The 21,732-nt window shown below is 64.6% G+C and carries 24 protein-coding genes; 2 read left to right on the top strand and 22 right to left on the bottom strand.

All coding sequences use genetic code 11. The features are described from left to right. Positions 1-3: 3 nt before the first annotated feature. From P8Y64_00705 to P8Y64_00680, 6 genes are read right to left on the bottom strand one after another with little or no spacing between them, the layout of a single operon-like run. Positions 4-1,752: a nickel-dependent hydrogenase large subunit gene (locus P8Y64_00705; protein MEJ2058996.1), complete on the bottom strand. Its 1,749-nt coding sequence runs from the start codon at positions 1,750-1,752 to the stop codon at positions 4-6. Positions 1,753-1,756: 4 nt separating this feature from the next. Further along, positions 1,757-3,118: a (Fe-S)-binding protein gene (locus P8Y64_00700; GenBank protein MEJ2058995.1), complete on the bottom strand. Its 1,362-nt coding sequence runs from the start codon at positions 3,116-3,118 to the stop codon at positions 1,757-1,759. Then, positions 3,115-3,768, bottom strand: a complete 654-nt coding sequence (locus P8Y64_00695; GenBank protein MEJ2058994.1) for a nitrate reductase — start codon at positions 3,766-3,768, stop codon at positions 3,115-3,117. Before P8Y64_00695 ends, P8Y64_00700 begins: the two co-directional genes overlap by 4 nt. Beyond that, positions 3,765-4,829, bottom strand: coding sequence for a hydrogenase small subunit (locus tag P8Y64_00690; GenBank protein ID MEJ2058993.1), 1,065 nt, complete (start codon positions 4,827-4,829; stop codon positions 3,765-3,767). The genes P8Y64_00695 and P8Y64_00690 overlap by 4 nt, the downstream gene beginning before the upstream one ends. Before the next feature lie 37 nt (positions 4,830-4,866). After that, a complete protein-coding gene (locus tag P8Y64_00685) occupies positions 4,867-5,292 on the bottom strand; it encodes a hydrogenase expression/formation C-terminal domain-containing protein (protein MEJ2058992.1) in 426 nt (141 codons plus the stop codon). Continuing rightward, positions 5,289-5,753: a HyaD/HybD family hydrogenase maturation endopeptidase gene (locus P8Y64_00680; protein MEJ2058991.1), complete on the bottom strand. Its 465-nt coding sequence runs from the start codon at positions 5,751-5,753 to the stop codon at positions 5,289-5,291. Before P8Y64_00680 ends, P8Y64_00685 begins: the two co-directional genes overlap by 4 nt. Before the next feature lie 232 nt (positions 5,754-5,985). On the opposite strand from P8Y64_00680, the gene P8Y64_00675 reads away from it, so the two are divergent. Together P8Y64_00675 and P8Y64_00670 are read left to right on the top strand one after the other, a co-directional pair. Further along, a complete protein-coding gene (locus P8Y64_00675) occupies positions 5,986-6,225 on the top strand; it encodes a HypC/HybG/HupF family hydrogenase formation chaperone (GenBank protein ID MEJ2058990.1) in 240 nt (79 codons plus the stop codon). Continuing rightward, entirely contained in the window at positions 6,222-6,680 is a 459-nt protein-coding gene (locus tag P8Y64_00670; GenBank protein ID MEJ2058989.1) for a universal stress protein, read from the top strand. Before P8Y64_00675 ends, P8Y64_00670 begins: the two co-directional genes overlap by 4 nt. A gap of 74 nt (positions 6,681-6,754) precedes the next feature. Here P8Y64_00670 and P8Y64_00665 read toward each other — a convergent pair whose 3' ends face one another. The 16 genes from P8Y64_00665 to P8Y64_00590 form a co-directional block, all read right to left on the bottom strand. Then, positions 6,755-7,177 carry a rhodanese-like domain-containing protein gene (locus tag P8Y64_00665; protein ID MEJ2058988.1) on the bottom strand — a complete coding sequence of 141 codons (423 nt, stop codon included), beginning with the start codon at positions 7,175-7,177 and terminating at the stop codon, positions 6,755-6,757. A 22-nt stretch (positions 7,178-7,199) separates the two neighbouring features. Continuing rightward, entirely contained in the window at positions 7,200-8,237 is a 1,038-nt protein-coding gene (gene hypE, locus P8Y64_00660; protein MEJ2058987.1) for a hydrogenase expression/formation protein HypE, read from the bottom strand. Further along, positions 8,234-9,382, bottom strand: coding sequence for a hydrogenase formation protein HypD (gene hypD / locus P8Y64_00655; protein MEJ2058986.1), 1,149 nt, complete (start codon positions 9,380-9,382; stop codon positions 8,234-8,236). Before hypD ends, hypE begins: the two co-directional genes overlap by 4 nt. Before the next feature lie 83 nt (positions 9,383-9,465). Next, entirely contained in the window at positions 9,466-10,131 is a 666-nt protein-coding gene (locus P8Y64_00650; GenBank protein MEJ2058985.1) for an SIS domain-containing protein, read from the bottom strand. 26 nt (positions 10,132-10,157) lie between these two features. After that, positions 10,158-10,430 (bottom strand): HypC/HybG/HupF family hydrogenase formation chaperone, encoded by a 273-nt coding sequence (gene hypC / locus P8Y64_00645; protein ID MEJ2058984.1) that lies wholly within the window; start codon positions 10,428-10,430, stop codon positions 10,158-10,160. 25 nt (positions 10,431-10,455) lie between these two features. Beyond that, positions 10,456-11,514: a HoxN/HupN/NixA family nickel/cobalt transporter gene (locus P8Y64_00640; GenBank protein MEJ2058983.1), complete on the bottom strand. Its 1,059-nt coding sequence runs from the start codon at positions 11,512-11,514 to the stop codon at positions 10,456-10,458. 35 nt (positions 11,515-11,549) lie between these two features. Continuing rightward, positions 11,550-12,479 (bottom strand): hydrogenase nickel incorporation protein HypB, encoded by a 930-nt coding sequence (gene hypB, locus P8Y64_00635; GenBank protein MEJ2058982.1) that lies wholly within the window; start codon positions 12,477-12,479, stop codon positions 11,550-11,552. Between the two features lie 150 nt (positions 12,480-12,629). Next, on the bottom strand, positions 12,630-12,971 hold the full coding sequence (hypA, locus tag P8Y64_00630) for a hydrogenase maturation nickel metallochaperone HypA (GenBank protein MEJ2058981.1): 342 nt from the start codon (positions 12,969-12,971) through the stop codon (positions 12,630-12,632). Beyond that, complete coding sequence (locus P8Y64_00625) at positions 12,964-14,154, bottom strand: nickel-dependent hydrogenase large subunit (protein MEJ2058980.1); 1,191 nt, start codon at positions 14,152-14,154, stop codon at positions 12,964-12,966. The genes hypA and P8Y64_00625 overlap by 8 nt, the downstream gene beginning before the upstream one ends. Next, entirely contained in the window at positions 14,151-14,615 is a 465-nt protein-coding gene (hybE, locus tag P8Y64_00620) for a [NiFe]-hydrogenase assembly chaperone HybE (protein MEJ2058979.1), read from the bottom strand. The genes P8Y64_00625 and hybE overlap by 4 nt, the downstream gene beginning before the upstream one ends. Next, the gene (gene hypF, locus P8Y64_00615; protein MEJ2058978.1) at positions 14,612-16,984 is read right to left on the bottom strand and encodes a carbamoyltransferase HypF; all 2,373 of its coding nucleotides are present in this window, start codon (positions 16,982-16,984) and stop codon (positions 14,612-14,614) included. Before hypF ends, hybE begins: the two co-directional genes overlap by 4 nt. A 123-nt stretch (positions 16,985-17,107) precedes the next feature. After that, entirely contained in the window at positions 17,108-17,593 is a 486-nt protein-coding gene (locus P8Y64_00610; protein ID MEJ2058977.1) for a hydrogenase maturation protease, read from the bottom strand. Continuing rightward, positions 17,590-18,888, bottom strand: coding sequence for a Ni/Fe hydrogenase subunit alpha (locus tag P8Y64_00605; GenBank protein MEJ2058976.1), 1,299 nt, complete (start codon positions 18,886-18,888; stop codon positions 17,590-17,592). Before P8Y64_00605 ends, P8Y64_00610 begins: the two co-directional genes overlap by 4 nt. After that, entirely contained in the window at positions 18,881-19,675 is a 795-nt protein-coding gene (locus tag P8Y64_00600; protein MEJ2058975.1) for a sulfhydrogenase subunit delta, read from the bottom strand. The genes P8Y64_00605 and P8Y64_00600 overlap by 8 nt, the downstream gene beginning before the upstream one ends. 20 nt (positions 19,676-19,695) lie before the next feature. Continuing rightward, entirely contained in the window at positions 19,696-20,529 is an 834-nt protein-coding gene (locus P8Y64_00595; GenBank protein MEJ2058974.1) for an FAD/NAD(P)-binding protein, read from the bottom strand. Then, a complete protein-coding gene (locus P8Y64_00590; GenBank protein MEJ2058973.1) occupies positions 20,522-21,619 on the bottom strand; it encodes a 4Fe-4S dicluster domain-containing protein in 1,098 nt (365 codons plus the stop codon). The genes P8Y64_00595 and P8Y64_00590 overlap by 8 nt, the downstream gene beginning before the upstream one ends. Positions 21,620-21,732 lie beyond the last annotated feature (113 nt).

The following is a 21,732-nucleotide window of genomic DNA, read 5'->3' as shown; positions in this document are numbered from 1 at the left end:
GCTTCAGTTCACCTTGACCTGCACCAGTTCCTTGCCGTCCTTGTCGACCATATGCACGGCACAGGCGATGCAGGGATCGAAGCTGTGAATCGTGCGCAGGATTTCCAGTGGCTTTTTCGGATCGGCCAGGGTGTGGCGGTCGGCCAGCGCGGCCTCGTAGGGGCCGTCCTGGCCTTGCGCGTCGCGCGGACCCGCATTCCAGGTACTGGGCACCACGGCCTGGTAGTTGTTGATCTTTTCGTCCTCGATCACCACCCAGTGCGCCAGCGCGCCGCGCGGCGCCTCCATAAACCCGACGCCCTTGGCCTGCTTGGGCCAGGTCGACGGATCCCAGAGCTTGTCGTTGAAGGTGGTGAGGTCGCCGCCCTTGATGTTGGCCACCAGGTTGTCGTACCAGGTCGACATCATGTCGACGATGATCTTGGTCTCCAGGGTACGCGCAGCGGTGCGTCCCAGGGTGGAGAACATCGCCTCCAGCGGCAGGTCGAGCTTCTTGAGCGCGTAGTTCGCCAGCTCCTGCGTCTGCTTGTGGCCGGTGGCGTAAAGCATCAGCACGCGTGACAGGGGACCGACCTCCATCACATGGCCGCGCCAGCGCGGCGACTTGAGCCAGGAATACGACGCATCCACGTCGAGATGCTCGTACGGCGGTTTCGGCCCGCTGTAGTCCAGGTTGGTCTGGCCGACGTAGGGATGCAGGCCCTTGTCCTTGCCGACCGAGTAGTCGTACCAGGAATGGGCGACGAATTCCTGCACCTGCTCGGGGTCGTTGAGGTCCACCGGGTGAACCTTGCTGAGGTCGCGGTTCAGGATGACGCCGGAGGGGATGAGATAGCTGGCCGGGTCGTCCATGCCCTTTTCCGGGAAGTCCCCGAAGGTCATAAAGTTGCCGACCCCCTCGCCGCGTGCGAACCAGTCCTTGTAGAAACCGGCGATCGCCAGCGTATCCGGCAGGTAGACGTTGTCGACGAAGTCGCGCATCTCATCGATGACGTTCTTGATCTCCGCCAGGCCGGTGAGGTTGAGCGCGGTCGCGCCCGCGTTGCCGGTATTCGTCGTATCGATGCTGATGGCGCTCGGGGCACCGCCGACCAGGAAGTTGGGATGCGGATTCTTGCCGCCGAGAATGGCGTGCAGCTTGACCACGTTGCGCTGCCAGGTGAGCGCGTCGAGGTAATGCGCCACGGCCATCAGGTTCGCTTCCGGCGGCAGCTTGTAGGCCGGATGCCCCCAATAGGCGTTGGCGAAAATACCAAGCTGGCCGGACTCCACCAGGCCCTTGACCTTGTCCTGGGCGTCCTTGAAGTAGCCCGGTGAGGTCTTGGAATAATTGCTGATCGACTGCGCCAGCTCCGAGGTCTTTTTCGGATCGGCCTTGAGCGCCGACACCACGTCCACCCAGTCCAGGGCATGCAGATGATAAAAGTGCATGACATGGTCATGCACGTACTGGGCCGCGATCATCAGATTGCGGATCAGCTGCGCGTTGGCGGGAATCGTATACTGCAGTGCGTTCTCCACAGCGCGCACGGAGGCGATGCCGTGCACCAGGGTGCAAACGCCGCAGATACGCTGGGCGAAGGCCCAGGCATCGCGGGGATCGCGTCCGCGCAGGATCAGTTCGATACCGCGCACCATGGTGCCCGAGCTGGAGGCGCGCTTGATATTGCCCTGATCATCGGCCTCCGCCTCGATACGCAGGTGTCCTTCGATACGTGTGATCGGATCGACTACGATCGTCTGTGCACTCATTTATTTAAGCCTCCGCAATATTGTCGGCGACCAGCTCCAGCAGGCTGTGCATGGTCTTGTCCCAATGGAAGTGTTCTTGGCCATCGTCGAAGGTCTGACGGCAGTTGGAGCAGCTCGAGATCAGCATTTCGGCCTGGGTTTCCTCGACCTGATGCATCTTGATCTCGAAGGCCTTGTAACGGACCGGATCGGCGCGATGAATCGTCACCACACCGCCACCGCCGCCGCAGCACCAGTTGAAGCCGTGCGAATCCTTCATTTCCCGCAGATCGACGCCCAGCGCGTTCAATACATCGCGCGGGGCCTGGATGGCACCGCCGCGGCGCGACACCTGGCACGGGTCATGGAAGGTGACCGACTTGTTGACCTTCTTGAGCTTGAGCTTGCCGTTGCGCACGTTTTCCGCCAGGAATTCGGAAATATGCTGCACACGAAACGGCAACGGCTTGCCGTAGACGTTGGCACCGCTCCAGCGCATGGCCCCGTAGGCATGGCCGCATTCGGGCAACACCAGCAACTTGGCGCCGATCTTGATGCAGGCCTCGATGAGCTTCATGCTCATGTCGCGCTGCCACTCGCTGTTGCCGGACAGCATGCCGAAGTTGGTGGCCTCGTAACCGTCGGTGCGGAAGGTCCAGGAAAGCCCCAGGGTGTTCATCACCTTGGCCGTATCGGCGATGGCCTTGGGATATTTCATGATCTCGATGGAGGACATCGCCAGCACGACGTCGGCCTGTTCCTCGTCGATATGCATTTCGACGTCGTTTTCGTCGCCCATCCATTCCACACGGTCCGCGAACACGTCGGGCTTGGCGCCCAGCGGGCTGCCCTCGCGTTCGGCGCGCTCGGCCACGGCCCACAGTTCATGCGGCACCAGGCCGGCCTTGAACATGCCGTGGCGTGCCTGGCCGACCAGGGTGGCGATGTCGATGCCCATGGGGCAGACCAGCGAGCAGCGTCCGCACATGGTGCAGGAGTCGTAGACCAGTTCCTGCCATTGCTTGAGCTGGTCGGTCGTCACCTTATGCTTCAGATTGAGCGCGCGGTAGACCGGCGCGAACGGGCCCATCTCCCGCTTGTAGGCCTGCTTGAACGGCTCCAGCTTCCAGATCGGCGTGTACTTCGGGTCGTTGGTCTGCACGTAGAAATGGCAGGCCTCGGCGCACTGGCCGCAGTGGACGCAGGCCTCCATGTGGGAGGCGGCAGTCGCCCCGAAGTCCTTGACGAAACTCTTCATGGCGAGATGAACGCGTTCGTCGTCGTTCATGTCACCCTGCTTGTCGTAACGGACCTCAGGCTTCTTGACGCTGAAGCGGGCGGATTCGGTATCCAGCGGATGTTCGGTATCGATATCGGTTGCACTCATGACTGGGCTCCTTTACGCGCGAACGCGGCGCCCTCCGTGCCGCGTGAAATGAATACCATAAAGCTGTGGCCCAGCTTGGAGAAAGGCAGCCAGACAAACAGCAGTTCCACGCTCAGGATATGCAGTGCGAGCATGGTTTCGTAGCGCAGGGCCAGGTGGGAAAAGGTCATGAGCCCGGTAAGCACCGGCAGGATGGTGACCAGCCAGCTGAAGTAATCGTCGAAATTCGAGATCACCCGCAACACCGGGTGCGTCCAGCGGCGGACCAGCAGCACCACCATGGCGGCGATGGTCAATACGCCGGCGAAGTAGATGATGCTGTTTGGCAGCCCCGGCCAGGACAGGCCGGTAATGTCCTTGATGAGCAGGATGTGCGGCACAAAGAAGAACACCACCACGAACAGGCCGATGTGGAACACATAACTCAACAGGGTGGAGAACAGGACCCGGGAGCGGAAGGCAGCATTCGGCCAGGAACGCGAGAAGATCGTGCCGATCGCGCCGCGCCAGGTACCCGTACCGCGCGGTTCGCTCAGATCGCGCTTGCGCGGCAGGAACAAGACGCCGGCAATGCGCCAGAGGATGCCGAGTACCAGAATGGTCAGCGACCATTGCAGCCCGGGACCACGGGCAAAATCAAGCAAGGTCATTTGTTTTCCTCCTCGGTAAATTTCTTCTGTCGTGCGCGGGCCAAAGCCGCAGCCGCCGCGCCGACGGCCACGCCGCCGGCCGCCGCCAGGGCGATGCCCTCCGCCGTCCCCCAGTGCCCGGTGGAGAGCGGATTGTAGAACCCGCCGGCATCCCAGAAGTTGGGTTCGGAGCAGCCCAGGCACCCATGACCGGACTGGATGGGGAAGCTGACCCCGCCGTTCCATTTGGTGGTGGCGCAGCTGTTGTAGGTGGTCGGCCCCTTGCAGCCCAGTTCGTACAGACACCAGCCGGCGCGGGCACCTTCATCGTCGAAGGTCTTGGCGAACTTGCCCTGATCGTAAAACGGCCGGCGGTAGCAGCGGTCGTGAATGGTGTTGCCGAAGAAGGTCAGCGGGCGCTTGAGGTTGTCCAGTTCGGGCAGCTTGCCGAAGGTCACCACATACGCCAGCGTCCCGGCCATCACTTCGGGAATCGGCGGACACCCCGGCACGTTGATGACCGGCTTGTCGGTGATGATGTCCATCAGGGCCTTGGCGCCGGTGGGATTCGGTTTGGCGCCCGCGATACCGCTGAACGACGCGCAGTTGCCGACCGCAACCAGGGCGGCGGCATCCTTGGCGACCCGGTGCAGGGTGTCGAGCGCGGTATGGCCGGCGGCGGTGTGATATACGCCGCCGTCGCCGGTGGGGATGCTACCGTCCACCACGACCAGATACTTGCCCTTGTTCTTTTCCATGGCCTGCTCGCGGGCCTGTTCGGCCTGCTCGCCGGCGGCGGCCATCAGGGTGTCGTTGTAGTCCAGCGAAATGACGTCGAACAGCAGGGACTGGATGGTCGGGGAGAAGGAGCGCGTCAGCGACTCCAGACAACCGGTGCATTCCTGAAACGAGAGGTAAATAACCGACTGGCGCGGCTTGGTGCTCAGCATGTCGGCCATCTCGGCGGCGCGGGTCGGCGGCAGGGCGAGTACCGAAGACATGGCGGCGCAGAACTTCAGAAATGTTCGCCGGCTTACTCCGTATTCGCTTAGATGCTCGCCGAGTGTCTTTTCGTTATTCATGTGGCGTTCCTCCATCTGCGGGGGTAATCGGAAGATTTCAGGACGACCCGGGGTCGGCCTGTTTGAAGCGTCGTAACGCGGTGCGTATATCTTCGGGATGCGTTTGCAGCATCTCGGGGCAACGGGTCACCTCGATGACGTCGAGAATGGCCTCGCCGTCCATTTCGTAATAGGTCAGCCACCAGACGCCCGGATAGGCCGTTTCGCGGATCTCGGTCAGACCGGCCGCGTCGACCCGGGCGTTGACCTCGCCCTGCCCCAGCTTGTCGCGCAGGATATCGAGGTCGGCCGCCGTCAACGGCAGGCTTTTCAGGTCGACGGCGTTCGCCGTGCCGGATTCCACCAGCTGCTCGAGATGGGATTCGATCTCGCGCATCACGGCATCCGCCATGCCGGTGGGGCCGTCGGGTACCGGTGCGGGTTCGGCGGGTACGACAGAGACTGGAATATCCTGAAGACTCATGCGTCCCAGCGTTCCAATGTCTGACGAACCAGATTGCAGGCCTGGGGAATAACGGCGTTCAGTTCGGGAGTGGGTTCCTCACCCCAGTCGAACATCTTCGGCTGGATCGCGATCAATGCACGGGGTTCCGGGAGATGGCCTTCGAGCCGGGTGATCGAGAGCAGATCGTTGAGACCGACTTCATGGACGCTGCTCTTCTTGCCGGTGGCCACGAAATGGTCCATATCGCCGTTTTCGAAACACTGCATGGTGCCGGGTTCGGCATCCAGGTCCGCGGTGTCGACGACGATCAGGCGCTTGGCCTCGTAAAGCGGACCGGCCAGGGTGAAGCTCAGGGTGCCGCCGTCCATGTACTGGATTTGGTCGTCCGCGCCTTCTTCGGCAAGCCGGCGCACGATATGCACACCAACGCCTTCATCCATCAGCAGCGTGTTGCCCAGCCCGAGTATCAGCGTATCCATCCCAAGGCTCCAGAGTGTTTTCGGCGCGCGCGAATCAGGCCTATGACCCGTCGGCAAACGCCATTCGAGTATACGCCGATTTCTCTTACTCTCAACATCGACACTATCGGAAAAGTGAAGTTCATGCCGGACGATTTTTCAAGCCCGACATGACCCCAGGCATGTTTCAACCGAATCTGACGCGTGTTAGATTGAGTTGCAGAAAAATCCGGGCATGGAGGAGAAAACCGGCATGTGTCTGACCATTCCCATGCGCATCCTGTCCATCGACGGTCTCGTTGCGCATTGCGAAGCCAAGGGGACCACGCGCGACGCAAGCCTGCTGATGATGCAGGATGAACCGTTACAGCCCGGTGACTATGTGCTGATTCACCTCGGCCAGGTCACGCAAAAAGTGACCGCCGAGGAAGCTGCCGCCTCATGGGCGCTATATGACGAACTCTTCGCCCGGCTCGACGGAACGGCGGAATGATTCCCGCGGGCGACACCCTGTTCCACAATCTGCTGCTCGCTTACGACGGCTCGCAGCATTGCCGTGACGTCCTGCACAAGGCCGCGACGCTGGCCAGCCAGTGCGGGGCCCGCGTTCACCTGCTCTCGGTGGCACCCTACCCCGGCCCGATGGCGATCGGCGAAGGATTTGAAACCGGCCTGCTGCTGGAAGCGGACAAGGAACGCTACCAGCAGATACTGGATCAGGGCATTGCGGAAATGAAGACCTTCGGACTCGAGGTCAGCGGCCATCTGGAGATCGGCGATGCGGCGGAACGCATCGCCACCATCGCCGCGGAAGTGGACGCCGATCTCGTCATCGTCGGCCATCATCCCCGGCACGGACTGGAACGCTGGCTGCGCGCCTCGGTCGGCTCCGCCCTGCTCGACCGGCTGGACTGCAATCTGCTGATCTTTCAGGAAAGCACGGATTAATCGCGCGCACAGAATCTGTCTCAAAATCGCGGACCAGGTGTTCAGGCAAGGTGTGGCCCCTTTAGAGACGGGTTCTAGTTCTGCTCCCAGGGCAGCCCTTCATGACGCCACCCTGCGATGGCGCTGCGATGATGGTGCTCATCCAGCGGACCTTCGAAACCGTCTTTGATGGAATAGATGCGGTTGAAACCGGATTCCAGCAGCACCTTGCCGGCCTCCATGGAGCGACGTCCGCTGCGGCAGATGAGCAGGATGGCGGGGCATTCCCCGTCGTCGCAGATCACGCCGCCCAGCATCAGCTCGCGCACCTGCACCACGAAGCGCGGATTGGGCGCCCAGTCGGGCTCGTCCAACCAGGGGATGTGAACCGCCCCGACGGGATGGCCGATCATCAGGTACTCCATGGTCGAGCGCACGTCGACCAGGACGGCCTGCGGCTGTTCCTGCAAAAGCCGGTGGGCTTCGGACGGTTCGAGTTCTTGAGGTGTTGAATCCATAGGCTGACTCCGGGCCTTTAATCTAGCAGATGCGCGGCAATTGTTCGCCGATCAGGCGATCGACGATGCGCTCGCCGCCGAATTGGGTCTGCATGACCACCCTGTTCGCAGGGGCGCTCACCACCTCGCCGATGACCACAGCGTCCCGACCCGCCGGATGTTCGCGCATGGCCTGCAGCACCGCCTCGGCATGGGTCGGGGGGATCACGGCCACCAGCTTGCCCTCGTTGGCCAGGTAAAGCGGATCGAGACCGAGAATCTCGCACACGCCGCGCACTTCGCCGCGAATGGGCAGGTGTTGCTCGTCGACGCGAATCCCCACCGCCGCACTCTCGGCGAACTCGTTCAGCACGGTTGCCACCCCGCCGCGTGTCGCGTCGCGCAGGCAGTGGATGTCGGGACAGGCCGCCAGCATGGCTTCGATCAGGCCATGCAGCGCCTGACAGTCGCTTTGGATGTCGGTTTCCAGGGCCAGCTCACCGCGCGCCTTGAGGATCGCCGCCCCGTGGTCGCCCAGGTAGCCGTTGACGATCACCACGTCGCCCGGCGCGGCGCGCGCGGCCGAGATGTTCACCCCGGCCGGGATCACGCCGATACCGGCGGTGTTGATGAACACCTTGTCGCCCTTGCCGCGCGGCACGACCTTGGTATCGCCGGTGACGATGGTGACGCCGGCATCAAGAGCCGCCGCGCGCATGCTGGCGACGATGTCGCGCAGCAACTCCACCGACAGCCCCTCCTCCAGGATCAGACCGCAGCTGAGAAACAGCGGCCTGGCTCCGCCCACGGCCAGATCGTTGACCGTGCCGTTGACGGCCAGGGTGCCGATATCGCCGCCCGGGAATACCAGCGGGTCGACGACGTAGCTGTCGGTAGTGAATGCCAGCCGGTCGCCCTGCGGCGTGATGTCCTTCAGGTCCAGACGCGCCTGATCCTCCAGCTGCGACAGCCAGGTGTTGTCGAAGCTGCCGACCATCACGTCCTCGATCAGGTCGCGCATGGCGCTGCCACCGCTGCCGTGTGCCAGCGTGATGGTGGCGGCCTTCAAACGACGGCTCACGAAACGGTCTCCGGTGCCGGCTCGTCCACCTGGCGCGTCTTGGCGCCGTATTGAAAATACGCCGCACAGGCGCCCTCGCTGGAGACCATCAACGCTCCCAGCGGTGTTTCCGGGGTACAGGCCGTACCGAATACCTTGCACTCGCGCGGCTTGATGACGCCCTTGAGCACTTCGCCGCACTGGCAGGCCTTGGGATCGGCAATACGCACATTGGGCAGCGCGAACTTTCGCTCCGCGTCGAAAGCGGCGTAGGCGTCGCGCAGGCGCACCCCGGAATGGTCGATGGACCCCAGGCCGCGCCACTCGAAGAACTCGCGCAGCTCGAACACCTCGTTCACGGCACCCAGCGCCTGCGGGTTGCCGTCCTCGGGCACCAGCCTGCGATACTGGTTTTCGATTTCGCAGCGCCCCTCGTCCAGCTGTTTGATCACCATCCAGATCGACTGCAGGATATCCAGCGGTTCGAAGCCGGCGATCACCAGCGGCCGGTGATACTGCTCGGCGATGAACCGGTAGGGCTGCGAACCGATCACCAGGCTGACATGCCCCGGCCCCAGAAATCCGTCGATCTGCATGTCGGGGGAGTCGAGGATCGCCTTGATGGTCGGGATGATGGTGATGTGATTGCAGAACAGGGAAAAGTTATTAATACCCTGCTGCTCGGCCGCCAGCACCGTCAAGGCGGTGCTGGGCATGGTGGTTTCGAAACCAAGCCCGAAGAACACGACCTCGCGATCGGGGTTTTCCCGCGCAATCTTGAGCGCATCCAGCGGCGAATACACCATGCGCACGTCGGCGCCGTCCGCCTTGGCCTGCATCAGACTTTTGCGCGAACCCGGCACGCGCATGGCGTCGCCGAAGGTGGTGAAGATCACTTCGGGGCGCTCGGCGATCGCCACGCAGTCGTCGACCCGCCCCATGGGCAGCACGCAGACCGGGCAGCCGGGACCATGCACCAGTTCGATGGCGTCAGGCAGCATGTTCTTGAGGCCGAACTTGAAAATGGCGTGCGTGTGCCCGCCGCACACCTCCATCAACTGCAGCGGGCGATGCCGTACGGTGGTGTTGCGCGCCAGCAGGCGCTCGATGTCCTTGATCAGACGTCGTGCCTTGTCCGGGTCCCTGAATTCGTCGACGTATTTCATTCTATTCCGCAAATATTGCCAGGCCGGCCGGATCGCTGCGTATCAGCTGCCGACATGGGTTGATTGTTTGTTTTGATACGGCGTCATGCCGACGGGCCGCGATCGTCTGCAAGCAGCGTATGCACCAGATCCCAAAGAATGTGGTACGAGGCCAGCTGGCACTCCTGAATGCGATGAATGCTGTCGCTGTGCACCACCAGGCAGTGATCGAGCCCGGCACGCGCCATCTCGCCGCCATCCATGCCCGCCAGCCCGATGGTCAGCAGGCCCAGTTCCTTCGCCTTGGCGAAGGCGGCCAGCAGGTTGTCCGAATTGCCGCTGGTCGAGACGCCGAGCAGCGCATCGCCCGAACGGGCCAGCGCCACCAACTGACGCACGAACACGTGCCGAAAGCCGACATCGTTACCGACCGCCGTCAGCATGGCATTGTCCGCCGAGAGGTTGACCGCCGGCAGGGCCGGCCGCCCGGCCGTCACCGGATGCAGGAACTCCACCGCGATATGCGACGAGTCGCAGCTGGAACCGCCGTTACCCATGGTAAACAGCCGGCCCTTGCGGCGATAGACATCGGCCAATCCACGTGCAGCCGCCACCAGGGCCTCGCCCTGTTCGGCAAAGAATGTCTGTTTTGCCTGTACGCTTTCGGCGGCCTTTTCGCGTACCGATTCGAGCAGCGAATTCGCCTCCCGCTCGGGGTTCTTACGGCCGCCGCCGAGAAACGGATAAAGGGAATTAAGACCGTCGTCCATCGCTGGTAACGGGCGCAAGCCGCCGGTCAGGCCCGCCCGAACGCCTCCATCTCGTTCTGGAGTTCATCCAGCTGGTCGAGCAACTCGAGGGTGTTTCTGGCTTCCTCGGCGTCGATACGACTCATGGCGAATCCCACGTGCACCAGCACCCAGTCTCCGATGCAATCCGTCGCGGAATGGCCGTCGTCGACGATGCAGGCGATGTTCACTTCGCGCCGCACCCCGCTGACATCCACCGTCGCCAGCAGGTTTGCCTCATCGATAACTGCAACGATTTGTCCGGGAATGCCCAGGCACATGAAGTGAATCTCCTGATACGCGTGGTCAGTCGCCGTCGGCCGTCAATGCGGCACGCGGCGCGACGCGCAAACGGTAATAGGCGATGGCGAACGCCCAGGTGACGAGCATGATCAGTACCACCGCGAAACCGATGGTGCCGAAATCCAGGCCGTCCAGCCAGACCCAGAACGGCCCCCGGCCGCCCAGACGCGGACCCAGGATCTGCAACCACTCCAGGGTTCCGACGATCAACGCGACCCCCACCGCCATGGCGGTAATGATGGTGTTGAAGTACAGCCTGCGCAGCGCATCGGACAGGGCCCACTGATAGGCGCGCAGCATGACCAGCCCGTCCAGCGAATCCAGCAGGGTCATGCCCGCGGTAAACAACAGCGGAAAGATCATGATGCCCCAGAGCGGAAAATCGGAGGTGGTCGCCAGGGCTGCGGAAATGCCGAGGATGGCGATCTCGGTGGCGGTATCGAAGCCGAGGCCGAACAGCACGCCCAGCGGATACATGTGCCAGCTCCGGTTCACGCGCCGGAACAAAAAGCGGAATACGTTGGCGAACAGGCCGCGCTGATCGAGCAGCACATTGATGTCCTCTTCGCGCAGCGCCTGGGTATCGCGTCCACGGCGGTGGTCTCGCCAGGCCTTGATCAGTTGCCACAGGACCACCAGGTTGATCAGGCCGATCAGGGTCAGGAAGGTGGCCGAAACGCTGGTGCCGAAAATGCCGCCGAAATGACTGAACTCGCCGAACTGCGTTTTCAGGCCGCGCGCGCCGAGCGCGACCACGGCCGACAGCGCGATCACCACGGTGGAATGGCCGAGGGCGAAAAAGAAACCGACCGCAACGGGACGTTTGCCTTCCTGGCGCAGCTTGCGGGTGACGTTGTCGATGGCGGCGATATGATCGACGTCGAAGGCATGCCGCGCACCGAACACCCAGGCCAGACCGGCAAGAGCGAGAATGCTGGGCTGGATGGCGGCGAGACCGAAGGCGGCGAGCCAGGACAGGACGTTGAAGGCCAGCAGCGTGAGCAGCAGTACCGCCAGGGGACGACGGGGGATGCCCTGCAGTGCCTGATCGAGGTAACGCATGCGGTCTCTCCTGAGTGTCGGATCGGAACCGGCCGTCAAAGCTGGGTCCTGATCGCGTCCATGGCGGCTTCCAGACTGGCGAGACGATCGCGCAGCATCGTGCTGCGTTCTCCCTCGATCCACTCCAGCCAGTGCTCCATGCCTTCACCGGAACGGGCGGACAGCTGAATCACTTCGATGCGCGGATTCACGCGCCGCGCGTATTCGATGCAGCGGTCCACGTCGAAATCGACATGCGGCAGCAGGTCGGTCTTGTTGAGCAGCATCAAATCGGCCGCGTGGAACATGTCGGGATACTTGATCGGCTTGTCCTCCCCTTCCGTGACGGAAAGGATGGCGACCTTGTGCGCCTCACCGAGATCGAACCCGGCGGGACAGACCAGGTTGCCGACGTTTTCGATAAACAGCAGCCCGTTGTCGTCCAGCCCCAGGCCTTCCAGGGCATGCCCTACCATATGCGCATCCAGATGGCAGCCCTTGCCGGTATTGATCTGCCGTGCGGGCACGCCCGTCGCACGAATGCGGTCGGCATCCATCACCGTCTGCTGGTCGCCCTCGATGACCGCGATCGGCAGACGCGATTTGAGCATCTCGATGGTTTTGGTCAGCAGCGTGGTCTTGCCCGAACCGGGACTGGAGACCAGATTCAGGGCCAGGACGCCGTGTTCGGAAAAGTAGCGGCGATTGCCTTCCGCGTAGCCGTTGTTCTTGGCCAGGATGTCCTGCTCGATCTGCACCATGCGTCCCTGATCGAGCCCCGGGGCATGGGCATGCGCGGGGCCCAGACCGAAATGCAGATCCTGACGATCCCCGTCATGGTCGTGATCATGGGCATGATGACCATGACCGTGGTCATCATGATGGTGATGCTCGTGATGATGAGGGTGGGCGTGATCGTGGTGATGATCGTGCTCGTGTCCTTCGACCTTCACTTCGCCTTCACCGCAGCCACAAACCGTACACATGGTGACACCTCCCTCACTCGAAAAACACCAAACCGCATACCGGCGGTACCATCATCGCGTTGCCGGCGTACGCGAATCCAGGCCTGCCGCCTTCGTTTACACAAAGAGACACCGGTGCGGTGTCGTGGAACGCTGCAGTCTTGCGCAGGCCTACTCGACTTCGAGGTCCTTGACCCGTAACTCGTCGCCGCCCGTCACCTGCAATGTGTAACTGCCACACGCAGGGCAGGGATCGTAACGCTGGGATATTTCAACCGATTGACCACAGGTCAGACACCACGCGCGTCCCGGCAGTTCAATGATGTCGAGTGTAGCGCCTTGGGCGATGCTTTTGCGAGTCACGGCGTCGAACCCGAAGCGCATCGCCTCGAGCTCGACCCCCGCCAGGGCGCCGATCTCCAGGCGCACTGTCTTCACCCGCTGAAAGCCATTCGTCTGTGCCTGCTGCTCGATGATCTGCAGGACGCTCTCGCACAGGGACATCTCATGCATCGTGCCTGATCTCCAGTTGATACTGTACGCAGGGGTCGATCGCGGTAATCCACAGCGCCGCCTGACGCCGCAAGGCCTCCGCATCGGCGGCGCGCAGCCCGGACAACCCCTGCCACAGGGCCCCTTCAGGATGAAAGTTCCATTCCGTCGGCGCAACAATCTGATAAGTATCTACCCGCCCGTCCCGCACCGCCACGCGGTGAATCAGGCGTCCCCGAGCCGCCTCCACCTGGGCGATGCCGGCATCCTCCCCGACGGCCGAACCCTGCAACAGCGCCGGCATGGCATCCACCTCCGGTGCGCACAGCGTGTCCAGCCGCCCGGGCAGCATGGCCAGCTCGACCAGCAGCGCCGTCAGCCGGGTATAAACGCCGCTGCCCTGTCCGCTCACGGCCGCCGCGACACGCGCATGCCCCGACTGCCGCTGCAGCGGCGTGGTCTCGCGCGGCACGCCTTCCCAGTCCGGCTTGGCGACAAACCCCGCGGCGTCCGCGTGCAGACGGGCATCGACCGCCTCGGCCTTGAGCACCGGCAGCGGCTCGAACCCGCCGCCGGAGATGCCGGGGTCCGATTCGCGCACCGCGCGCAGCAACCGGGCGGCCTGCTCAGAAGAATCCGCCTCCCAACGCGCGGCGGCAGCCGCGTCCAGCTCCAGCCAGTCGACCGCCGGCATGCCGAACAGCCAGTCCGACAGCCACGCATCGAGACGGCGTGCCGTCTCCCGCACGGCCGGCCCGGCGGCGGACAGGCGTTCGCCGCTCAATCGATGCACCTGCCCGCCTTCCGCCAGCTGCGCCATCAGTGCCGGCAGCAGGCCGCGCACCTCGCGCAAACACCGGGGATCCGGCGCCTCGTTCCACAGTAGCATCGGCCAGTCGAGCAGCAGCCGCCACAGGTGTTCCTGGGCCGTCTCGGCCAGTACGGCCGCGCCCATGGCGCGCTGCGTGGCCGCATCGGTGGCCAACCCCCGGGCCGCGTCGGCGGCCAGCCGGGCCGCCACACCCTGCGCCACGCCGCACAACGAATAAAGCCGCGGCAGATGCTCCAGCACCTCGTCGACCGGTTTTCCCGCAAAGGCCCGGCTCAGGCCCACCGGCCGGCTGGAGGCGATGTGCACGTCCTGTACCACGCCGTCCCGCCAGTCGATGATAATTTCAAGTTGTCCTTCCAGCGCGGCGCTCACTTGCGCCCGCCCCTTAGCACGCCCTGCAGGAATTCACGCCGACTCATGCCGCCGGATCGCTCGGGCGATGCGGCAAGAAACAGCCCCTTCATGACCGCCTCGGCCGTTTCACGCGCCTGGGCCCGATCGGCAAACGGCTGCATGGTGGTGAACAAGGCGCAGTTGCGATAGCGCCCCAGCCCTTCCGCCTCGGCCAGAACGAATGAATACGGCCCGGCAGGAAAGTCGAGGATCAGTACGTGTCCCAGCGGCAGCTGATCCCAACCGTTCGGCGGCGGCACCAGGTAGGTCAGGTTCATGAACCAGGGGGTAATCAGCACACCGATCTCACCCGCCTCCCAGGACCGGAACCCGACCGCCTCGACCTCGAGGTCCGGATGCACGATGGGCAGTCCCCGCATCCGCTCGCGGTGGATGCGCTCGAAGGTCTCGACCAGGCGCTGCACCATCGGCGTAGTCATGAGCCCTGCGCCTCGAGCAGTTGCGCCGCCGCGATCACGGCCTGCCCCAGCGCCACCCCGCCGTCGTTGCTCGGCACCTGGGCGTGAGTCAGCACCCGCAGGCCCAGGCGTTCCAGCCGATCCTGCAGACCGGCGAGCATCAGGCGGTTCTGGAACACGCCGCCGGACAGTGCCACGGTGTCCAGATGCTGCGCCGCGGCGAGTTCGCCGGCCAGTGCGGCGAGCGCGTCCAGCAGCCCGGCATGAAAGCGCCATGCAATGCACTCGCGGCTAACGCCCGAGGCCAGGTCGGCCAGCAGGGCAGCCCACATCGGGGCCGGATCCAGCCGGGGCGGATCGCCATCGATGCGTGCAAATGGATAACCACCTGGCTCGTTGCCGACGCGGCGTGCCAGCACTTCCAGTTCGATGGCCGCCTGACCCTCGTAATGTATGACGTCGAAACAAATCCCCAGCGCCGCCGCCACCGCGTCGAACAGCCGCCCGCAGGCCGAACTGAGCGGGGCGTTTATCCCTTTCTCCAACATGGCGTCGAGGGTGGACAGCGGCTTGGCCTGGAGGCGCTGCAGCAGGTCGAGCGAGGCGTACCGTTCGCGCAGTTCGGACCAGTCCGGCAATCGCACCAGCTGGGCATAGGTCAGCCGCCAGGGTTCGAGGATGGCGCGCACCCCGCCAGGCAGCGCGACCGGCTGCAGCGCGGCCAGGCGATGCATGGCGCGATAATCCGCACGCAGGAATTCGCCGCCCCACAGGGTGGCGTCCTCGCCGTAACCCAGCCCGTCCAGGGCGATCCCCAGCACCGGCCCGGCGTTCAGCGACCAGCCATTTTCCGCCAGGCAGGCCGCGATATGAGCGTGGTGATGCTGAACGGGCGTGAAGGTCAGGCCGTCGCGCCCGGCCCGGTCCCTGCCCAGTTGGGTGGACAGGTAGCCGGGGTGGGCATCGCCGGCCAGACAGGCCGGCCGGAAGTCGAACAGGCCCTGGAACCGGTCCAGCACCTCCTCGTAGGCGGCCAGGACCCGGGCATCCTCCAGGTCGCCGAGATGCGGAGACAGAATCGCCTGGCCCTCCTTAAACAGGCAAAACGTGCTCTTGAGCTCACCGCCCAGCGCCAGCACCGGTGGAGCCTGCTCAAAGCCGGGCGGCAGCGGCAACGGCGCCGGCACGTAACCGCGCGCGCGACGCAGCAGCCGCGCCTTGCCGGTCACGACCCGCACCACGGAATCATCCACCCGGTTGACGATGTCGCGATCGTGCAGCAGCAGGCCGTCCACCAACGGCGACAGGCGTTCGCGGGCCTCGTCGTTGTCGATGCACTGCGGCTCGTCGCTCAGATTACCGCTGGTCATCACCAGCGGCGTTTCGAACCCGGCCAGCAACAGATGATGCAGCGGCGTGTAGGGCAGCATGAAACCGAGCGCGTCCTGGCCGGGCGCGATGCCCTCGGGCAACGCGGCATCCTCCCTGGCGTTCAACAGGACGATGGGCGCGGCCGGGCTCGCAAGCAGGCCCGCCTCGATTGCATCGCAGTCGGCATAACGCCGGATCACGCCCGGATCACGCGCCATCAGGGCGAAGGGTTTGGCATAGCGCCGCTTGGCCGCGCGCAGCCGGTTCACCGCCGCCGCATTGGCGGCATCGCAGGCCAGGTGAAAACCGCCCAGCCCCTTGACGGCGAGGATCGCTCCCTGCCGCAACCAGGTGGCGGCGGCCGCGACGGCGTCCTCTCCCTCGAGCGCCGTGTTACCCGCGGTCGGCTCCAGCCACACCCGCGGCCCGCATACGGGACAGGCGTTGGGCTGGGCGTGGTAACGGCGGTCGCCGGCATCCTCGTATTCGCGCCGGCAGGCGTCGCACATTACAAAGCCGGCCATGCTGGTCCCGGCCCGGTCATAGGGCACCTGTCGCTGGATGGACAAGCGCGGTCCGCAGTGGGTGCAGTTGATGAAGGGATAGCGGTAACGGCGGTCCGCCGGATCGAAGAGTTCGCGCAGACAGGCGTCGCAGGTTGCCGCATCCGGGACCACGCCGGTGCGCACCGCGCCGTGCTCGCTGGTACGGATGGAAAAACCGTGCGGCGGGGTATCATGCAGCGGCCACGTCTCCACCGCCTCGATGCGCGCCAGCGGCGGAGCCTCATCTTCGAGCCGGGCGAGAAACGCGGCCCTGACCGCCGCTGTCGCCCACAGGTGGATCAACACCCCCTCGCCGTCGTTGCACACGTCGCCGTCGACACCCAGCGCCTGCGCCAGTCGCGCCACATGGGGCCGGAAGCCCACGCCCTGCACCAGGCCGCGCACGCGCACCGCCAGACCTTCCGCGACAGGGGATTCGGGAACCGGCGTGCTCTCCTCGATACTCAAGGACATATCCGCGCTGGGAGGGTCTTCGGCAAATGGATATCCATCATAACGGATGGAGAAACCGCGGGCAGGCGGATACCGGTCTACCAGCATGCCCATGCCGCTTCGATGACACGGCCAAGCCTGCACTCAGGTCTCGCGCCACCGTTCCAACAAGCGATGAATCTCGTGAATACAGACATCGATGGCGGCCGCCACCGGAACGCTCAGGGGATGGTCACAGAACTCGGGGCGGGCGGCCAGCGGATCGATCTCGATCCCCAGCAGTGCGAAGTGATCAGGTAGCGTGCCCAGCTCACGCCCCAGCGCCAGGGCCTGCGACACGCCGAAACCGTGGCTGCTGAGGCTGTCGGGCTCGGTGATCGTCGTTTGCGGATCGAGCTGCAACAGCGTGCCCTGCGCGGCGTCGGAACACACGGCATCGATCAACACGGCACCCTGCGCACCGTCGAGGTGGGACAGCAGCGCCATGCCCGGCCGGTCGCAGGCGAGCGCGGCGCAGTCGGCGGCGTAGGCCGTCCAGGTGGCATTCGCGGTCAACGCATCGATCACCCGCCAGCCGACCTGATCGTCACCGTACGGCGAACCGATGCCGATGACACGCCAGGGTTTCAAGCGCGCTTGACGTGGATATTGAGAAAGTGGGTCGCGCAGGAAATGCAGGGATCGTAATTGCGGATCACGGTCTCCGCCCGCAGGCGCAGCGCCTCATCCGCCTGGTCCAATCCGAAGGCCGTCAGCGAACGATGCAGGTCTTCCTCGATGCGCAACTGGTTCTGGCTGGTAGGCGGCACGATGCGCGCCTCGGCCACCTTGCCTTCGTCATTGAAGACATAGCGATGCCAGAGCAGACCGCGCGGCGCCTCGGTGCCCGCCGCCCCGATACCGGCCTTGGGGACGGCCTCGACATGGGTTTCGGCCGTCGGCGCGTACTGCCTGAGTATGGCCACGGCCTCGACCAGCGCCAGGTGAATCTCCACCGCGCGCGCCACCACGCTGTGGAACATGTTGCGGCTGGGGAACGTCACATTGGCCTGAGCGAGATTGTCGGCCACCTCGGCCGGCAGGCGGTCGAGATTCAGGTTCAGGCGCGCGAGTGGACCGACCAGATACGGTCCGTCGTGATAGCGCGAAAACAGCGCCGTGGAATGCGGTGCATGGTATTCCTCGAAATGCTCGGGGTACTCGCCGGCATCGATGTCCAGCCCGTCGCCGCTGACGATGTGGCCTTCGTTCATCGCATATTCGTCGGGGTGACGCAGACAGACCGTGACGAAGTCCTGCTCATCCTCGGGCAGTGGCAGCGCCGCCGTCCAGCGCACCAGCGCCGCAGCCTCCGGGATGGCGGCCTCGAGCTGACTGCACAACTGCGCCGCGTCCTCCGCCGACGGGGCGTGATGAAAACCGCCCACCATCACGCCGACCGGATGCACGGAACGCCCGCCGAGCAGGCGCAGAATGGCATTGCCCAGCCCCTGCAGGCGCAGGCCGCGCGCCACCTCTTCCGGGTGCTGCTTGCCCATGGCCAGCGCCGATTCGAAGCCGAGAAAATCCGGCAGGGCCAGCAGGTGTATGTGCAGGCTATGGCTTTGCAGCCATTCGCCGCAATACATCAGGCGGCGCAGGGCCCGTACCCACGGCGTGGGCTGCACGCCGAAGGCCTGCTCCATGGCGTGCACCGCGCTCATCTGGTAGGCGACCGGACAAATGCCGCAGATGCGCGGCACGATATCCAGCACCTCCCAGCCCTCGCGGCCCTCGAGGAATTTTTCGAAATAGCGCGGCGGCTCGAAGATGCGCAGGTGCAGGGTCTCGATCCCGCCGTCGCGCACCTCGAGCTCCAGGGCACCTTCGCCTTCGACCCGGGCCAGCACCGGCACATGAATGCTTACATTGCGCCGTTCAGTCATCCTGCTTCCCCTTGGCCATGCCGGCGGAACGGAACGGCTCGGCATGGCTGGTGATGAAGTGGAAACGCCGCCGCACCGCCTCGGGTGCCAGACCCAGGCCCGCGAAGCGTTGACTCAGACTCGCCGGATTGGCGTTCTCGGCCGGTCCGTAGCAGGCGTAGCAATCGCGTCCGAAACGCGGGCAGATCGCGCCGCAACCGGTGCGCGTCACCGGCCCCATGCAATGGGCGCCCTGGGCGACCAGCACGCACACCGCCTGGCTGCGCTTGCACTCCAGGCAGACCTTTTCATTTTCCTCCACCGGAGCCACGCCGAACAACAGGGCGCGCACGGCGGCAAGCACCTGCCGAGTGTTCACCGGGCAGCCCCACAGTTCGAGATCCACCTTGATGTGTTCGGCCACCGGGGTGGCGGTGTCCAGCGACTCGATGTATTCGGGACTGGCGTAAATGGCCTGTTTCCAGGCTTCGGCATCGGCGAAGTTGCGCAACGCCTGCAGGCCGCCGGCGGTGGCACAGGCGCCGATGGTGATGACGTAACGGCTTTGCGCCCGCACCTGACGCACGCGTTCCAGTTCGTCGGGCGTGGAGATGCTGCCCTCGATAAAGGCGATGTCGACCGCCGCATCCGGGTCCATCGGGCCCGCCTCGGCGAAATGCACCAGGTCCACCAGCTCGCTCAGCTGCAGCAGGGCTTCGCCGGCATTCAGAAAGGCGAGCTGGCAGCCGTCGCAGGAGCTGAACTTGTGGACCGCGACGCGTGGCTTGGGAGTATCGGATTCAGACATGACTCACGCTCCTCGCCGCCTCAGAAACCCGGCGTGCCGAACAGGTCACTGATCTCGGGCCAGCTGAATACCGGACCGTTTTTACACACGAAATGCGGGCCCATCTGGCAATGGCCGCAATGACCCACCGCGCACTGCATGTTGCGCTCCAGGCTGAGCCACAGCGATTCGGCGGGAATGCCCTGCTCAAGCAACAGATGCGCGGAGGCCTGCATCATGCGCTCCGGACCGCACATCATCACCACGGCCCGTTCCGGATCGATCTCGGCCTGATCGAACAGCACCGTGACCGGGCCCTCCGCTCCGTGCCAGCCCGGGCCGGCCACGTCGGCCGCCAGCAGCACCTGGGTCTGCGGCAGGGCGGCCCAGCGTTCGTACTGGGTGCGCCAGATCAGGTCGTCGGAATGCTTGACGCCCTGAATGATGGTCAGCCTGCCGAATTCCCCACGCCGTTTGGTGACGTAATTGATCACCGACATCACCGGCGCACAGCCCAGTCCGCCGGTGACCAGCACCACGTCGCGGCCCCGTGCCTCGGCCAGCGGCCAGCCGCGGCCGAAGGGACCGCGGATGCCGACGCGCGCGCCCGCCTCCAACCTGGCCAGTCCGTCGGTGACGCGGCCCAGCGCACGGATGGTGTGGTCCAGCAGATGATCGTCCTCGGGATCGGAAACGATGGAGATGGGCACCTCGCCCACGCCGTACAGGTACAGCATGTTGAATTGGCCCGGCGCGAACTCGTAGCGCGCATGCGCCTCGGTGTCCGTCATGCGCAGGCGCAGGGTGAAAATGGTGGAAGATTCCTGGATACGCTCGACGACCTCGGCCTCGCGCGGCAGCAACGCCTCAGTCATGGCCGTCCTCCTGCAGCGCGGCAACCTCTTCGGTCAGGTCGATGCCGACCGGGCACCAGGTGACGCAGCGCCCGCAACCGACGCAGCCGCTGCGCCCGTACTGGTCGTGCCAGCCGCCTAGCTTGTGCGTGAGCCACTGGCGATACCGTTTGCGCGTGTCCTCGCGCAGCACGAAACCGGCCAGATAGCTGTGGCCGGCGGTGAAACACGAATCCCAGGCGCGTACGTGTTCGGTGACGTCGCCGGCCAGCGTCGGATGATCCGATTCGGCGTGACAGAAACAGGTGGGGCAAACGGCCGTGCAGTTGCCGCAGGACAGGCAGCGCTCCGCCACCGCCTCCCAGCGCGGATGTTCCAGGTTGCCGAACAGCAGGCCGCGCAGATCATGTGACGGCAGTCCCCGTTGCTGGCTGCGTGCGGCCTGATCGATTTCCTCGTCGGCCTTTTCCTGTGCGCCGTCCGGCACCGGCTGCAGCGGCAGCTCCTCCAGCAGGGCGGTCCCCGCCTCGGTGCCGGCCTCGACCAGAAAACCGTCGTCCAGCTCGTGCAGCGCCAGATCGTAGCCGGCTTCGGCATGCGGCCCGTCGCCGGTGGACGCGCAAAAACAGGTGTCCGCCGGATGCGTGCAATGCACGGCGACCAGGAACAGGCGCTGGCGGCGGGCGGCGAAGTTCGGCGCGGCGACCTCTCCCGCCATGAAATGCTGTTCCTGCAAACGCAGGGCCGCGAGATCACAGGCGCGCACGCCGATCACGGCCAACGGTGCCTCGTCCAAACCCGGGGATTCAAAATGCAGCGTGCCCTGGTCGTCACGGCGCGCGCGCCAAAGCGTTTCGCGCGGCACGAAGGTCAGGGGCTTGAGCGCCTGCGGGCCGTTGGCCCAGGCGAACCAGCGGGAATTGTCACTCGACTCGATGCGATACGAACCGGGAGACTGGGCGTCACGCAATCCTTGAGGAAGCTGATCCGCGCGCTCCAGGCTGTCGTACACGATGGCACCGTCACGCACCTGCGGTCCGACCAGGCGATGGCCGCGTGCGCGCAGGCTGGACAACAACACTTCAAACTGTTTCCGTGGCAACCAATCCATTCGCCCGTCTACCTTGACCCGCGTGATCTGGATGGGCGTTCATCTTGGTGCCTTCCCACCCGCCATTGCAAGTGTTCCTCTCCCCGGCCGTGCGATGACATCCCTCGCGCTGA

It is taken from the genome of Gammaproteobacteria bacterium (genome assembly GCA_037388465.1).
GTDB lineage: Bacteria > Pseudomonadota > Gammaproteobacteria > SpSt-1174 > SpSt-1174 > JARRKE01.
This window is presented reverse-complemented; position numbering and strand designations above follow the sequence as displayed.